The sequence below is a fragment of the Moraxella sp. Pampa genome, assembly GCF_035181385.1.
Taxonomy (GTDB): Bacteria; Pseudomonadota; Gammaproteobacteria; order Pseudomonadales; family Moraxellaceae; genus Moraxella.
Genome location: NZ_JAXCJK010000002.1, coordinates 137677 through 153216, shown reverse-complemented (window position 1 = coordinate 153216; position 15540 = coordinate 137677). Strand labels below are relative to the sequence as shown.

Genomic DNA, 15540 nt, shown 5'->3' with positions numbered 1-15540 from the left:
ATTTCATAAAGTTTTTTGTTAGGTTTAAGCTAAGTTAATTGAATTGAATGATGAATGCAACGGCTGATTTGATGCTTGTGTTGATGTATCAAAAATACGCCATTTTTCAATGACGCATTTTGTAAACACTCAACCCAAATTTGGTACATCGCCAGTCTTACTGGGCTCTGTGATTTTTTCATTTTTCTCAGTTTGGCGGACCAGTTTGGCATAGCGGTCTAGTACGGCATTGATCAGCTTGTGTGCGTCTGTCGCCCCAAAGTAAGTGTTCAGTTGCATGGCTTCGTCCAATACGACCTTATAAGGAATGTGCAGGCTATACTTAAGCTCATAAGCACCGATGAGCAATACTGCGCGTTCAATGGGATCTAGGCGGTCAAAACTACGGTCAAGATAACGCGAAATTTCAATCGTCAGCTCGCCTGCTTTTTCTGGAATCTCACGCATAAGCTCGTGATAATAGCCCAAATGTACGGTGTGCATGGCGTTATCTGCACGGGTGCGAGCGACAATGGCGTGTGGTTCGTTACCGCCTAAAAAATCACGGTGTTCATTGGCAAAACGATGATCGGTCATCAGCCATTCATAAAGACCTTGTAGGGCAAAGCGTCGTGCCTTACGCACGGCAGTGTAGCTGGTCTTATAGCTGTAATCATCATTTTTGATGATGGATTCGGTATTTTGGGCTGTCATGGATATGGCTCTTTTGGGTGTCTGTTTTGGTGCTGATTGATCATAACAAAAAACCAAAAATCTTATTTTTTCATCTTTATCATCAAGCTTTTTTGGAAATTTTTGGATAGTTATTGATAAAAACACCTTGGAACGATGAAACTGAGTGTCAAAACGACTGATTGTGCTATTAAATAATAAAAAAGGGCAAACCGCTTAAATTTGTCCTGAGGTGCGTTGATTATAGGGCTTTTAGCACGCTTGCCATTTCAATGGCGGTCATGGCGGCTTCATAGCCTTTGTTGCCTGCTTTGGTGCCAGCACGCTCAATGGTTTGCTCGATATTCTCGGTGGTCAAGATGCCATTAATCACAGGAATGTCATGATGCAGGGCAACATGGCTTAGGCCTTTGGCAGATTCGCTTGCTACGATGTCAAAATGAGGTGTTGCCCCACGGATAATTGCCCCCAGCACCACAATGGCATCGTATTTACCAGATGTCGCCAAGCGTTTTGCGGTCAATGGCAATTCAAACGCTCCTGGCACACGCACGACTGTGATATTCTCACCTTTGACGCCATGACGCAGCAGAGCATCAAGCGCCCCCTCAACCAGACTTTCTACCAAAAATCCGTTAAAACGACCAACGGCAATACCAATGCGTAGGTCTTGGCTTTGGTCCAAAGCACCGTCAATATGACTGACGGCGAACTTTTGAGTGGTGTAATTCATATTTTGCTCGTTTAAATTGATTAAAAAAATTGCCGACTATGATAGCATATTTTGATCAAAATAGGGCGATTTTTAGATGGTTTTGCAAGCATTTATTTAAAAATTCAAAACACCTAAAAACAACCTAAAAAAATAATTTGGTGGATTATCTAGCAAAACTGCCTTAATTAAAGCAAGTTTGCTTATTGGGCTTGCTTAATCAGTCGCATCAAAATACCTTGATTTGCCATAAACTCTTTGGCTTCTTGGATTGTGTGGTCGCCAAAGTGAAAAATGCTTGCTGCCAACACCGCATCTGCACCACCTTGTAGTACACCGTCTGCCAAATGTTGCAGATTGCCCACACCGCCTGATGCAATGACAGGGATATCTACCAGATCGCTGATGGTGCGTGTCAGTAGCAAATCGTAGCCAGCCCTTGTGCCATCGCCATCCATACTGGTAACGAGTAACTCTCCTGCCCCACGATGAGTCATTTGTACTGCCCAGTCAATCGCATCAATGCCTGTCGCATGGCGACCACCATGTGTAAAAATCTCAAAGCCAATACTGCCATCAGCCTTGACCACGCGTTTTGCATCAATGGATACAACAATGCACTGAGAGCCAAAGCGTGCGGCAGCTGTACTGACCAAATCAGGGTTAGTGATGGCAGCAGAGTTTATGCCAACCTTGTCCGCCCCTGCATTTAAAAGATTGCGAATGTCATCAATTTTACGCACGCCTCCGCCCACTGTGAGTGGAATAAAGATATTTTTGGCGATTTGTTCAACCATATCATAAGTGGTGTTGCGTCCGTCTGATGTTGCGGTGATGTCCAAAAAAGTAATCTCGTCTGCACCATCGTCATTATAGCGAGTGGCGACTTGCACAGGATCACCGGCATCTTTAATGTCTACAAAATTCACCCCTTTGACGACTCGACCATTTTCAACATCAAGACAGGGAATTAGGCGTTTGGCTAGCATGATTTTCCTTTACTTTAGCAAAGAGGATTTGGTGGGCTATTATGACAATAAAGAAAAATTTACACAACCATTAAGATGCCTAATATTCTATTTTTTGTTAAGAAAAATTTTCTTGGCAAAGTCTGCCAACTGGGTTTAGCATTTGATGAATCGATAACGACAAGAATTGACAAGAATTGATGTTTATTCGGCTGATTTAACCAATCTTTGCACAAAAGTATCATTAATGTTAAAAAAATATTGCACTTGGGGTGAATTTCTTTTATGATGAAGTCATGCAATTTATTTTTGGCTGTATGCTGTCTTGTGATATGGTCATGATAGATTGACTGTTTTACCTATTTATTTACACTATTTGCATAAAAAGAGGATTTTTATGAAGCATTTACCAAAATTTGCCGTTTTGGCACTATCGGCAGCATTGTTGGCAGCTTGTGGCGGTGATAAAGCCCCTGCGACAGATGCAGCAGTTGATACAAAAGAACCAGCCACCACTCAAAGTACACTGGATAAAATCAAGCAATCAGGCACCATCGTTTTGGCACATCGTGATTCTTCCATTCCATTTTCTTATATTGCAGATGATCCAAATCAACCAGTTGGGTATGCACACGACCTACAATTAAAAGTTGTCGAAGCACTTAAAAATCAACTACAAATGCCTGATTTGAAAGTACGCTACAATCTGGTTACCTCTCAAACTCGCATTCCTTTGATTCAAAATGGCACAGTAGATTTGGAGTGTGGCTCTACCACCAATAACACCGAACGCCAACAGCAAGTTGATTTTTCAGTTGGTTTTTTTGAAATTGGTACGCGTCTATTGACCGCCACCGATTCTGGCATCAATGATTTTGCTGACCTTAATGGCAAAACTTTGGTAACTACCGCAGGAACAACATCTGAGCGTTACATCAAGCAATATAACGATGAGAAAAAAGCTGGCATTAATATTGTTTCGGCCAAAGACCATGGCGAGAGCTTCTTAATGTTAGAAAGTGGTCGTGCTGATGCGTTCATGATGGACGATGTGCTGTTGGCAGGCGAGCGTGCCAAGTCAAAAGAACCAGCCAAATGGCATATCGTTGGTGAGCCACAATCATTTGAAATCTATGGCTGTATGGTTCGTAAGGGTGATGCCGACTTTAAGAAAATTGTAGATGATACTTTGACATCTGTCTACGCATCTGGCGAGATCAATGGCATCTATGACAAATGGTTCACTCAACCAATTCCACCAAAAAATGTCAATATGGACTTTGCAATGTCTGATAACTTAAAAAAACTATTGGCAAACCCACATGATAAAGCAGATCCGCAATAATTTTTAATACGGTTGCCTGATGCAACCAAAAGCGTTGACAAAACCACTCTTTTTGAGTGGTTTTTTGGAATAGATAGGAATTTTGCATGAATTATCATTGGAATTGGGGTGTGTTGTTACAGCCTACTGGTGTGGGTGGTGAGTTATACTGGCACTGGCTGCTAACAGGGCTTGGTTGGTTACTGGTCATTGGCTCGGCAGCATGGCTGATTGCACTTGTCATCGGCAGTGTGCTTGGCGTGATGAAAACTCTGCCCAACAAGACGGCACGCACGATTGCCACAGTATATGTGGGGTTTTTTAGAAATGTACCATTGCTCATACAGTTATTTTTCTGGTTTTATGTGGCACCGAGTTTTTTGACGCAAACAATGCAGGATTGGTGGTTTAAATCACTGTCTTTTAACACGACGGCTGTCATTTCGGCAAGTGTCGGCTTGGGTTTGTTTACCGCAGCACGCATTATTGAACAGGTTAGAACTGGTATTGAATCACTGCCAAGAGGCCAAGCGAACGCAGGCTATGCACTTGGATTTAATACAGCTCAGGTGTATCGTCATGTGCTTTTGCCACAGGCATTTCGAGTGATATTGCCACCAATGAGTTCGGAGTTGACCAACTGTTTTAAAAATGCATCAGTAGCATCGCTTGTTGGTGTGGCAGAGCTGATCAGTCAAACCAAAACAATCAGCGAATACACACAAAATCATTTTGAGGTTTACACTTTTGCAACCATCATTTACTTAATTTTTAATATGACGCTGATTTTTGGCATGACAGTTTTGGAGAAAAAAGTGCGTATCAAAGGACAGATTGGGGGTGCAGTATGAGTGAATTACAGCTTGCCATGCCTGCTTTGATGATGGGTTTTTGGGTAACCTTAAAGGTGCTAATTCTTGCCATTATTGGTGGTCTGGCCATCGGTACAGTGCTGGCACTGATGCGATTGTCTGGCAAAAAATGGCTGTCGGTGCCTGCCACTTTATATGTGAATTATTTTCGCTCAGTACCGCTACTACTTGTGTTACTTTGGTTTTATTTTGCTGTACCAATGATGTATAACTGGATTACGGGGAAGTTTTTTACATTAGATACCGCCTTTACCTCATGCGTGGTGGCGTTTATGGTATTTGAGGCGGCGTACTTTTCAGAAATTGTGCGAGCAGGCATTCAGTCTATTGGGCGGGGTCAGGTTTCGGCAGCTTATGCACTGGGCATGACTTATAAGCAGACAATGCAACTCATCATTTTGCCACAAGCATTTCGCAGAATGTTACCGCTTGTGTTGCAACAATGTATCATCTTATTCCAAGATACAACCTTGGTATTTGCCATTGGTTTGGTGGATTTTTTCCGTGCATCTTATGTGCGTGGAGATTTGATGGGGCTACTTACGCCATATATTTTAGGGGCTGGCGTGGTGTACTTCATCATCAGCTTGACAGCTTCCACAGCGGTTAATGCACTAAAACGCCGTTTGAGATTTTAAGCTAACAATAAGGAAAAATTATGACAATCGTACAACAAATTGATGCAACCACATGGACAAATGAATTTGGTGGCTTGGTGTCCGACGCAGGGCATGCCACTGATGAAATGATGATTAAAATCAGCAATGTATCCAAGTGGTATGGTGATTTTCAGGTATTAACCGACTGCACGGCCCATGTGCATAAGGGCGATGTAACGGTGATTTGTGGACCGTCTGGCTCTGGTAAATCAACCTTGATTAAGACGGTTAACGGACTAGAATCGTTTCAAGCTGGCACAATCATGGTAGGTGATATATCGGTAGGTGATAAAGCGACCAATCTGGCCAAATTGCGTAGTCGTGTGGGCATGGTCTTTCAGCATTTTGAGCTGTTTCCACATTTGTCCATCAAGGATAATTTAACCGTTGCCCAGATTAAGGTGCTGGGTCGCAAAGAGTCTGAGGCCAATACCAAAGGTCTGGCATATCTTGACCGAGTGGGGTTGTCTGCACACGCCAACAAATATCCTGCCGAGCTGTCAGGAGGACAACAGCAGCGTGTGGCGATTGCTCGTGCCTTGTCAATGGACCCTGTCGCTATGCTGTTTGATGAACCGACATCGGCACTTGACCCTGAAATGATTCAAGAGGTTTTAGATGTGATGGTCAGTCTGGCTAAAGATGGCATGACGATGATGTGCGTGACGCATGAGATGGGCTTTGCACGCCAAGTTGCAAATCGCATCATATTCATGGACCAGGGCAACATTGTAGAAAATTGTAGTCGTGATGAGTTTTTTGGCGGTGCAAGAAGCGAGCGAGCACAGTCATTTTTAAGTAAGATTTTAAATCATTAATCCGCAAGACAAAAACCACATACCTAAGCCAGCCCTTTATCTTGATTGAATGTTAGTTTGGATTTGGGGCGTGGTTTGATGTTGAATTGGTATGTTTACATAAATGATGGTAAATTGATCCAAAAAGTTTTAAAATAGGTTGATTGCCATACTTATCCCATCACGGTATCCTATCACTTTGTCGAGAGCATCATGTCTGTTTATACCCATTTATCCGAAGATGAATTTTTTGCTTTTTGTGGCTTGTTTGGTGTGAAATTTAAGCGTGCCACTCCCATCACACAGGGCATTAAAAACTCCAATTGGTTCATTCAGACAGATGGTGATGCTGGCGATGAATTTAGTCATGTATTCACATTGTATGAAGAGCGAGTGCCTGCTGATATCATCAAAATGGTAACCGTCATGCACGCTTTGAAGGATAAGTTGCCCATCGCACCACCGCTGATAAAACTGACCGCCAAGGGCAATAATGTCGGTGAAGATTGTGTGATGCGATATGAAAACAAGGCGATTTTGGTTGTGCCAAAACTGGCAGGCAAGCACCCAACAACGACCGATGAACCAATGTGTTTTGAGATGGGCAAGGCTCTTGCTGTTTTGCACGAAACTTTGCAAACTTTGCAACCTGCCGAAGATTATGGTGTACCACTTTATGACTGGACAAGGGTCAAACAGCGTGAAACTGGTTTTATGCCTGCTGATGAGGCTCGGCTGATGAATGATATTTGGGACGCTTATGCCAACTTACCTGCCAATTTACCAAAAGGCTTGTGTCATTTGGATATGTTTACCGACAATACGCTGTGGGACTTTTCTGGTCATGTCGCCAAACTGACAGGCTTGCTTGATTTCACTGAAGTGTCTGTTGAGCATTACTTGATGGATATTGCCATCACCATCAATGACTTTTGTACCACTTGGGGTGATGCAACCGATGGCGAGAGCGTGAATTTTAATACGGATAAAATGAAGGCTTTTATCGAGGGTTATGAGAGTATCCGCCCACTGACCGCTGACGAACAATCTGCCCTGCCCATCATGCTGGCTTATAGTGCAACCATCTTTTGGCTACTTCGCTTAAATGTCATTCACTATAATCGTGAACAAGGGCGGACGGGTGATGATATCATGGTAAAAAATCCCGACTTAATGAAACGCTTGGCAAGTTGGCATTGGAATAATGCAAAATCACAAAACTTAAATTTGAGCTAAAAAAGTGAGCCGATATGTGCCAGCTATTAGGAATGAACTGTAACACACCCACCGACATTGGGTTTAGTTTTAAGGGGTTTCGCCAGCGTGGGGGGTTGACCGACCATCATGTTGATGGGTTTGGGATTGCCTTTTTTGAGCAAAGTGAATCAGGTCGGATTGGTTTGCGACAGTTTCATGATAATCAACCAAGCCATCTATCGCCTGTGGCAGATTTGATTAATCATTATCCCATCAAGGCGATGAATGTCATTGCTCATATTCGTAAGGCAACCACAGGTGAAAAAAATAACCTTGCCAACACACACCCCTTTGTGCGTGAGGTTTGGGGCGAGCAGTGGGCGTTTGCACATAATGGCCAGATGACCAACAGTTTTATCCGTCGCACTGAACGCTTGCACACTAATGGCAATGCTGAATATTATTCACCCGTAGGGACGACGGACAGTGAATTGGCATTTTGTTATCTTTTAAATCGCCTAAAAGCCACCTTCAAAACTCGCCCATCTGATGAGATGTTGTTTGCATTTTTGACGGCGCAGTGTCGCTATTTATCGGCCAATGGCCTGTTTAATTGCTTGATTTCCAATGGTAATTGGCAGCTGGCTTATGCAGGCAGTCTGCTGTTTTATCTGACTCGCAAAGCACCGTTTGGTGAGGCACACTTGACCGATGGTGAGGTGAGTGTGAACTTTGGCGACATGACAACCAACAAGGATAGGGTAACAATTTTGGTAACGATTCCTTTGACCACCAATGAAAAATGGCAACAGATTGCTGTTGATGAATGTTTGGTATTTTGTGAAGGTGAAGTGGTATTTTGTGACACGCCAAGCAAAAAGACCTACATGAGCATTGAAGATGGTATCGCTTTGGCCAGAAGTGTGGGTGCAAGCGTTTAGGATTGATGGAGTTGGTGGGCTTTTTTGGCAACCAAAATCAGTGCATCATAAGTAAGGGGGTATAGCCATCGATTCTCTTTGCCCTCTTGGTGAATGGCAAAGCGTTGGTGGTAGTCATCATAAAATGTCTGCAACGATGATTTATTCCATACACCGCCACCTACCGATACACCAGTATCTTTAATGTGGTGTAAAACATCTTTTGGGTGAGTAAAGTTGAGTGTGTGGTACCGTTGGCAAGCGTACATCACCTTAAAACCTGCTTGCTTTAACATGAATTTAATGTCGTCTAGGGCGTGATAATCTAAGCCTTTACCCGTTAATGACCTGATCTCTTTGAGATTATCCATGCCAAAGCTGCTAAATGCAAATATACCGCCATCATGCAAAGCGTGATGAATGCGAGCCATTAAAGATGGCAGATTTTTAATCCATTGCAAGGCAGAGCTTGACAGCACCACATCAATCTTTGGCAATGGTAAGTGTTCTATATTACCAATCAGATATTCGGTTGGACAATAAACAAGGTTGGCTTTGACGCTGTCATGCAAATCACTAAGATACAGTTTGTCCAATTGCCATCTTTGTGCATAAAGATTGGTTAGACTGCCTGTGCCACAGCCAATTTCTAGAACAGAGCTTGGGCTGATGTTTGGTAATCGTCGTATCAGCTCTTGACAAATTTTTTGTTGAATGATGGCATTTTTGTCATAGCTTAGATATGCTTTGGCGAAGTTTTTAGCAACCATTTGACTATCAATATGGGTGTTTTTGGTGGTCATTGCACGCCCTGCCATGTGTGTTCTAAGATGTGACAAAACTCATCAATCTGCATTCGTGTGATGTCTGCTGTTAAGCATACCCTGATGCGTGCAGTGTTCATGGGCACGGTAGGTGGGCGAATGGGCAATGCGTAAAAGCCTTGTGTTTGTAGGCTTTGTGCAAGATTGATGGCTTGCTGGTTGTTGCCGATGATGATGGGAATGATTTGACTGGTGCTTGGACAGCTAAGACCCAGTTGACAAATTTTGTGAACGAAGTACTGGCTATTATCAAGCAAAGTCTGACGTTTTTTTGTCATCAACAAAGATTGTCTGACGATAAAATTTGACCATAGTGCATTAACAGGCGGAATGTTGGTACTAAAAATCAAAGGCCTTGCGGTGTTAATCAATGCGTCTTTAATTGTGCCATCACAAATGATAAAACCGCCTACGCTTGCCCATGCTTTGCCAAAGGTTCCTACTAAAAAATCAATCTCATTCATCACACCCATCATTTCGCCTACGCCAAGTCCACGCTCACCAAATACACCCACAGCGTGTGCTTCATCAACATACAAAGAGACATTGTCAAATCGACGCTTGATGGCTACCAATAGGGCCAAATCTGTGATATCACCGTCCATGCTAAATACCGATTCTGTCATGATGATGATATGGCGATAATGGGCGTGATGCTTGGTGAGTAACTCATCTAATTGATGAAAATTTTGATGATTAAAGCGATAAAATTTTGCTCCGCATTGTTTGGCAAGGCGGATGCCATCAATCATGCTGGCGTGTACCCACTTATCTGCCAAAATGAGCGTCTTATCATCTACAATGGCAGGCAAAATGCCAATATTCATGTGATAGCCACTATTAAAAGTCAGGGCAGGGCGACCATAGGCTGTACTCAGTGTGTCTTCTAATTCATCGTGAGCGGTGAAATTGCCTGTCAAAAGCCGTGATGACGACGAGCCAAATACGAAGTCGGCATGGTCTTGATGGGTATTAATGAATTGATTTTTAAGGTCTAAGTCATTTGCCACGCCAAGGTAATCGTTGCTGGATAAATTGAGCATCTTGTGAGGGGTGAGGCGTAACTGGCGTAGACTGTCTGTGGCTTTTAGGTTGGCAAGCAATGCCTGATGGCGGTGGAATTTGTGCATTGGTGTGTTGGTTATGGTGTATTGATTTTGGCGTATCTTAAAAAATATATGGCACAAATGCAAGTATTGAATTGTGTTTTAATAATATCAAATTAACAATGTCCAAATCAAAAGCATCGGTGTTGCTGGCACTTTTAAAAAGATTTTGGTTTGATTTTGGTTTTAGGTTGTTGCATTTGTTGTCAAGGACATGACATTAATCACAAAACATTGTATTTTTTTTTGATTAAAAGAATATGGATTGAGTAAGATGTCTTGAAAATTTTTAAAGTATCCTTATTTTTTCAACATTATTATTTTATCAATTGGCTATTTTATCAATTGGTCATTTTATCAATCAAGGAGAAATCATGTCCAATCCTACCCAGCATCATTTTGAAACCGAAGTTGAACAGTTGTTGCATTTGGTAACGCATTCGTTGTATTCCAATGCTGATATTTTTGTGCGTGAGCTTGTGTCTAATGCGTCAGATGCTTGTGATAAATTACGCTTTTTGGCAACCAGTGATGACAGTCTGTATGAAAATGACAGTGAACTGAAAGTAAAAATTGATATTGATTCTGTTGCCAAGACATTGACCATCAGTGATAATGGCATTGGCATGAACGAAGCTGATGCGATTGACAATTTAGGTACGATTGCCAAGTCGGGCACAAAAGCTTTTTTGGACAAATTATCTGATGGCGACAAAAAAGACGGTGCGTTAATTGGTCAGTTTGGTGTGGGTTTTTATTCTGGCTTTATTGTTGCGGATAAAATCGTTGTGGAAAGTCGTAAGGCGGGCGAGCCAACCAATCAAGGCGTACGCTGGATATCAAACGGTACAGGGCAATTCACCACAGAAATCATTAACAAAGACACGCACGGTACAGCGATTACATTACATCTAAAAGATGAGTATGTACAAGGCGAGCAAAACTATTTGGATCGCCATAAAATTCAATCGCTGATTAATAAGTACTCTGATCACATTAGCCTGCCAATCCAAATGCGTAAGCAAGAATGGCAAGATGAGCTAGATGAAAATGGCGAAGTTATGGCGGGCAAGGGGCAGTATGTTTTAACAGAGGAATACGAAACAATTAATAAAGCATCGGCACTATGGACACGCCCTACAAATGACATTACTACTGATGAATATCATGAATTTTATAAGACATTAAGTTATGACTTTGCCAATCCGCTGACATGGACGCACAATCGAGTTGAGGGGCGTGTGCAGTATACGCAGCTGCTTTATATTCCATCTAAGGCACCGATGGATTTGTATGCACGAGAGCAGCAGCGTGGACTTAAACTCTATGTTAAGCGTGTCTTTATTATGGACGATGCCGAGCAATTACTACCGATGTATTTGCGTTTTGTCAAAGGTGTGATTGACAGTCAGGATTTACCGCTGAATGTTAGCCGTGAGATTTTACAAGAAAGCAAAGATGTTAAGGCAATTCGTGATGGGAATGCCCGCCGTATTTTAACGCTATTGGCGAGTTTGGCCAATTCTGAAGATGCAGAAAAGCAAGACAAATACAAAGCATTTTATGCCGAATTTGGCGATGTATTAAAAGAAGGCTTGGGGGAAGATGTACCAAACCAAGAGCGAATTGCCAAGCTGCTTCGCTATGCCACCACCACAAACAGCCAGATTGCCACAAGTTTGGCAGACTACAAGGCACGCATGAAAGATGGGCAAAAGGCAATTTATTATCTGACTGCTGACAATATGGCAAGTGCCAAAAATTCTCCGCAACTTGAATTGTTTAATAAAAAAGGCATTGAGGTGATACTAATGACCTCAAAAGTCGATGAGTGGGCGATGAACTTTTTGACCGAGTTTGATGGTACGCCAATGCAAAATATTGCCAAAGGGGCGGTGGATTTGGGCGACCTGACTGACGAATCTGAAAAAGAAGCAGTCAAGCAACAAGAAGAGAGCCTAAAACCTGTGGTTGAACGCCTCAAATCTGTACTTGGCGAACGAACCAAAGATGTACGAGTGTCTAGTCGTTTGGTGGATAGTCCAGCTTGTCTTGTGGTGGCAGATGGTGAGTTGTCTCCACAAATGGTACAAATGTTAAAGGCGATGGGGCAGGCCGTGCCTGATATCAAGCCGACTTTGGAGATTAATCCGACGCACCCACTCATCACTCGCTTGGAAGATGATGGTGATTTTGATGACTTGGCACAGGTCATCTTTGATCAAGCCTTGCTTGCTGATGGTGGTCAGCTTGATGACCCAGCAGGCTATTTAAAACGCATCAATAAGTTGTTGCTTAAATGATTTTGTTGATATCCATAAAAAAACGCTCAGCCTTTGGGCGTTTTTTTATTGCTCGTGGGTTGATGTATTATATAAATTCATGCGTAAAACATTAAAAAGTTGTAAAATAAACCAAAAATTAAGCTATTTTTTCTTATGAGTGATTTTTCTATCCTATTTGCAACCATTGACCGATCAGCACCTTGGCTGGAGCCTTATGCACACATTCATCATGCTTTTAGTGAGTGCAAGCATACAGGCGAGCTGGCTGATTGGCTGAATGATTATTTTGCCAAAAACCACATCGCACCAGCCTTGTATGGTACAAATAGACCGCTATATTTTGTCAGCCAAGATGATTTGCCGCATGGCACAGCTTATGAAAGGCATATTTTTGCCACAGCACACATTCCTACCAGAAATAACTTACACGACTGGTTTGGTGCGTGTATTTGGTCAGTGTTTCCCAAATCAAAAGCGATCCTAAATCATGTGCATCTTCGTGAAATGGCAAATAATGGCGATAAGGGCTTAAGAAATCGTGTGCGTGATGCCATTACGGTATTTGATGAAAATGGAGCGATTTTGGTGGTGAGTGATGAAAATATTGGCAAGTCTTTAAGAGATTTTGATTGGCACAATACTTTGGTTGCCCCAAGGCGGTTTTGGTGTAATCCCACCCAACCAAAAGATGATGACAAAGCACAAGCTTTTATTTTTGGCCATGCCTTGCTTGAACAGCTCATCAATCCTAGAAAGCCTCTGTGTAGTCATACTTGGATTATCAAGGTTGGTGATGATTTTTTTGCCAAAAGTTTGACTGAAAAATTAACTGACCTTGATGATAGGCTAAGCAAAGAATTGGGTGATTGGTTGGTTGATAGAGCAACACCAAAAGATTTGTCTCCACTACCAATTTTGGGCGTACCGTTCTTTTGGGATAATGCAAGTCTGTCGTTTTATGAAGATGAATTTGTGTTTAGAAGAGGCAGAAAGGCGTGATGGTGTGTTGATGAATAAAACATCTATTAATATGCAAAGAGGGTGTCAAAAAAGCTTATTAAATTCAAACCCATAGTCGGGTGGGTTGGGCAGAAAACGACCCGTAACAATCATCAGTTCATGTTAAATGATGGCATTTGAACAGTAGTCAATGTAAAAAAAATTGAATGAATAAAAAGCCCAATTCTTTTGAATTGGACTTTAAAATTTGGAGCGGGAAACGAGATTCGAACTCGCGACCCCAACCTTGGCAAGGTTGTGCTCTACCAACTGAGCTATTCCCGCATATGGTCATATGTTTTGGTATTCAATGTGTATTTGAAAACTTGGAGCGGGAAACGAGATTCGAACTCGCGACCCCAACCTTGGCAAGGTTGTGCTCTACCAACTGAGCTATTCCCGCAATTTTTCATCTTTGATTTAAGATGACATACATCATTGCATGGGAGCGTATTATATAGATTTTTTAGCAGGTGTCAATATTTTTTTTCAAAATTTTTGAAAAATTTACCATTTTTTCAAACTTTTTTTAAAAATTTTGAAAAAGTTTGTTTAAAGCACACAAATAATCGCCAAAAAATAGCAAAATTAAGGTATCATACAGTATACAGTACAATGATACAGTAATTATCCAAACATCTAAGAATCTCTAAAATCATCATTGATAATTGCTAATTTTATTGATTTTAAGTCAAAATAAAACCACCATGACCAAGCCAAGCCAAGCCAAGCACACAATTTTTAATTTGCCAAATAACTTGACCATCGCACGCATCGCAATGATTCCGCTGTTTATTGCCATTGCTTATTGGCCGCCTGCACTTGGGATTGGCGTACCAGCCATCACCAACAATGCGATTGCACGCCTTGGTATGCTTGAATACAGTGACAGTATGCTTCGTCATTTTTTATTGGCTTTTTTGTTCATTTTGGCGGCGATTACGGATTGGCTAGACGGTTATTTGGCACGCAAACTCAACATCACATCAGCATTTGGGCGGTTTTTAGATCCTGTGGCAGATAAACTGATGGTTGCTGCTGCTTTGGTTGTCTTGGTGCAGTGGCATGCCAATATCATCATGGCGGTTTGTGCTATTGTTATTATTTCTCGAGAGATTGCGGTGTCGGCATTGCGTGAATGGATGGCAGAGCTTGGTGCACGCACAAGTGTGGCGGTGTCATATGTAGGCAAGTTAAAAACAGCTTTTCAGATGATAGCCATCTCTGTATTGCTTTTAAATTGGCAAAGTCTTGATGTCATTGGCTATGTGTTGATGATGATTGCGGTGCTACTGACATTGTGGTCAATGATGATTTATCTAAGAGCGGCTTGGCCATATTTAAAACAGCCCTAATGATCAAATAAGTACTCACAACCCATCATTTGAGATTTGGTTTAGGGTTTAATTGCCATCAATGAGTCATTAAGAGTTTAGTCATTGGCTTTCGCTTCGCTGCCAGCCATACAACCCAATGATGGCATTGACTTGGTAAATCATTGTCTGAATGGCAAAAATGACATTGCCTGACATGATGTTGACAATCAGCCATACAATATTGACCAAAATCCACAGCCACCAATTAAAGGAATATCGTAAAATCATCGTTACTTGGGCGGTGATGGACAGTACAAAAGCAATGACATTGATCCAAAAAAAGCTAACAATGCCCAAAAACCTACCGCCATCATCTTCAATCACACCGTAGCCTTGGTTGATGAGCCATTCATTGATATGTGGGAATGATGCCAGACCGATGGTAATAAATATGACGGTAATACCCCAGATGTATTTGTTGGCAGATTTGGGGGTCATGTTGCCATTTTTGTCGGTGTGTTCACGCCAATTTATCATGCCATAAGCGTGCGTAAAAAAGTTAAAAATCGGTGCAAGCATCAGGCCAACCGCCCCAGCCGTACCCTGTACAATTACTTCGCCTGCGGTGGCAGCCATACCAAGCCCATTGCCAAGCAAGTTTTTGCGAAAAGACAAGCCAACCACACACAAAAGGCCGATGATGGATACGCCAAAATAGAACCAATCAAGCGGTGCTCGCTCTGTCGTCTGCCAAAAACCAGTAAATAACGCCATCGCACCCAAAGTAAACCAGATTAAGATCCATCGTGCTGTCCAGTCTTTTTCACCATGGCCTGTGATGTTGTCTAAAAATGCAATTTTCATGCAATCATACTCCGCTTTTTTTATT

15 protein-coding genes and 2 tRNA genes are annotated in these 15540 nt (G+C 42.1%); 9 read left to right on the top strand and 8 right to left on the bottom strand.

Going from position 1 to position 15540, the window contains the following annotated elements:
• Positions 1-129 precede the first annotated feature (129 nt).
• The 3 genes from nusB to hisF all read right to left on the bottom strand — a co-directional run bounded on the left by nusB (position 130) and on the right by hisF (position 2376).
• Complete coding sequence (gene nusB, locus R0123_RS05115) at positions 130-693, bottom strand: transcription antitermination factor NusB (protein WP_323843319.1); 564 nt, start codon at positions 691-693, stop codon at positions 130-132.
• Between the two features lie 220 nt (positions 694-913).
• The gene (ribE, locus tag R0123_RS05110; RefSeq protein WP_323841151.1) at positions 914-1405 is read right to left on the bottom strand and encodes a 6,7-dimethyl-8-ribityllumazine synthase; all 492 of its coding nucleotides are present in this window, start codon (positions 1403-1405) and stop codon (positions 914-916) included.
• 182 nt (positions 1406-1587) lie between these two features.
• On the bottom strand, positions 1588-2376 hold the full coding sequence (hisF, locus tag R0123_RS05105; protein WP_323841273.1) for an imidazole glycerol phosphate synthase subunit HisF: 789 nt from the start codon (positions 2374-2376) through the stop codon (positions 1588-1590).
• A gap of 373 nt (positions 2377-2749) precedes the next feature.
• Here hisF and R0123_RS05100 point away from each other — a divergent pair, with 373 nt between their 5' ends.
• From R0123_RS05100 to R0123_RS05075, 6 genes are all read left to right on the top strand, one after another.
• Positions 2750-3697: a glutamate/aspartate ABC transporter substrate-binding protein gene (locus tag R0123_RS05100; RefSeq protein ID WP_323843318.1), complete on the top strand. Its 948-nt coding sequence runs from the start codon at positions 2750-2752 to the stop codon at positions 3695-3697.
• An 86-nt stretch (positions 3698-3783) separates the two neighbouring features.
• Complete coding sequence (locus tag R0123_RS05095) at positions 3784-4527, top strand: amino acid ABC transporter permease (protein ID WP_323841153.1); 744 nt, start codon at positions 3784-3786, stop codon at positions 4525-4527.
• Positions 4524-5186 (top strand): ABC transporter permease subunit, encoded by a 663-nt coding sequence (locus tag R0123_RS05090; RefSeq protein ID WP_323841154.1) that lies wholly within the window; start codon positions 4524-4526, stop codon positions 5184-5186. The genes R0123_RS05095 and R0123_RS05090 overlap by 4 nt, the downstream gene beginning before the upstream one ends.
• Before the next feature lie 110 nt (positions 5187-5296).
• The gene (locus R0123_RS05085) at positions 5297-6025 is read left to right on the top strand and encodes an amino acid ABC transporter ATP-binding protein (protein ID WP_323841274.1); all 729 of its coding nucleotides are present in this window, start codon (positions 5297-5299) and stop codon (positions 6023-6025) included.
• Positions 6026-6217: 192 nt separating this feature from the next.
• On the top strand, positions 6218-7240 hold the full coding sequence (locus tag R0123_RS05080) for a homoserine kinase (protein ID WP_323843317.1): 1023 nt from the start codon (positions 6218-6220) through the stop codon (positions 7238-7240).
• A 14-nt stretch (positions 7241-7254) separates the two neighbouring features.
• Positions 7255-8142, top strand: coding sequence for a class II glutamine amidotransferase (locus R0123_RS05075; protein ID WP_323841156.1), 888 nt, complete (start codon positions 7255-7257; stop codon positions 8140-8142).
• Here the strand turns inward: R0123_RS05075 and R0123_RS05070 are convergent.
• Together R0123_RS05070 and R0123_RS05065 are read right to left on the bottom strand one after the other, a co-directional pair.
• Positions 8139-8924: a methyltransferase domain-containing protein gene (locus tag R0123_RS05070; protein WP_323843316.1), complete on the bottom strand. Its 786-nt coding sequence runs from the start codon at positions 8922-8924 to the stop codon at positions 8139-8141. The genes R0123_RS05075 and R0123_RS05070 overlap by 4 nt on opposite strands.
• Complete coding sequence (locus R0123_RS05065) at positions 8921-10075, bottom strand: 8-amino-7-oxononanoate synthase (protein WP_323843315.1); 1155 nt, start codon at positions 10073-10075, stop codon at positions 8921-8923. The genes R0123_RS05070 and R0123_RS05065 overlap by 4 nt, the downstream gene beginning before the upstream one ends.
• Before the next feature lie 350 nt (positions 10076-10425).
• On the opposite strand from R0123_RS05065, the gene htpG reads away from it, so the two are divergent.
• Together htpG and R0123_RS05055 are read left to right on the top strand one after the other, a co-directional pair.
• A complete protein-coding gene (gene htpG, locus R0123_RS05060; RefSeq protein ID WP_323841159.1) occupies positions 10426-12354 on the top strand; it encodes a molecular chaperone HtpG in 1929 nt (642 codons plus the stop codon).
• Between the two features lie 135 nt (positions 12355-12489).
• Positions 12490-13335 (top strand): DUF3025 domain-containing protein, encoded by an 846-nt coding sequence (locus R0123_RS05055; RefSeq protein WP_323843314.1) that lies wholly within the window; start codon positions 12490-12492, stop codon positions 13333-13335.
• Positions 13336-13544: 209 nt separating this feature from the next.
• Here R0123_RS05055 and R0123_RS05050 read toward each other — a convergent pair.
• Both R0123_RS05050 and R0123_RS05045 read right to left on the bottom strand, forming a co-directional pair.
• Positions 13545-13620, bottom strand: a tRNA-Gly gene (locus R0123_RS05050).
• Positions 13621-13662: 42 nt separating this feature from the next.
• Positions 13663-13738 (bottom strand) — tRNA-Gly (locus R0123_RS05045).
• Between the two features lie 304 nt (positions 13739-14042).
• Between R0123_RS05045 and pgsA the strand changes: the two genes are divergently transcribed.
• Positions 14043-14690: a CDP-diacylglycerol--glycerol-3-phosphate 3-phosphatidyltransferase gene (gene pgsA / locus R0123_RS05040; protein WP_323841161.1), complete on the top strand. Its 648-nt coding sequence runs from the start codon at positions 14043-14045 to the stop codon at positions 14688-14690.
• 81 nt (positions 14691-14771) lie between these two features.
• Here the strand turns inward: pgsA and pnuC are convergent, their stop codons facing one another.
• A complete protein-coding gene (pnuC, locus tag R0123_RS05035; RefSeq protein WP_323841162.1) occupies positions 14772-15515 on the bottom strand; it encodes a nicotinamide riboside transporter PnuC in 744 nt (247 codons plus the stop codon).
• Positions 15516-15540 lie beyond the last annotated feature (25 nt).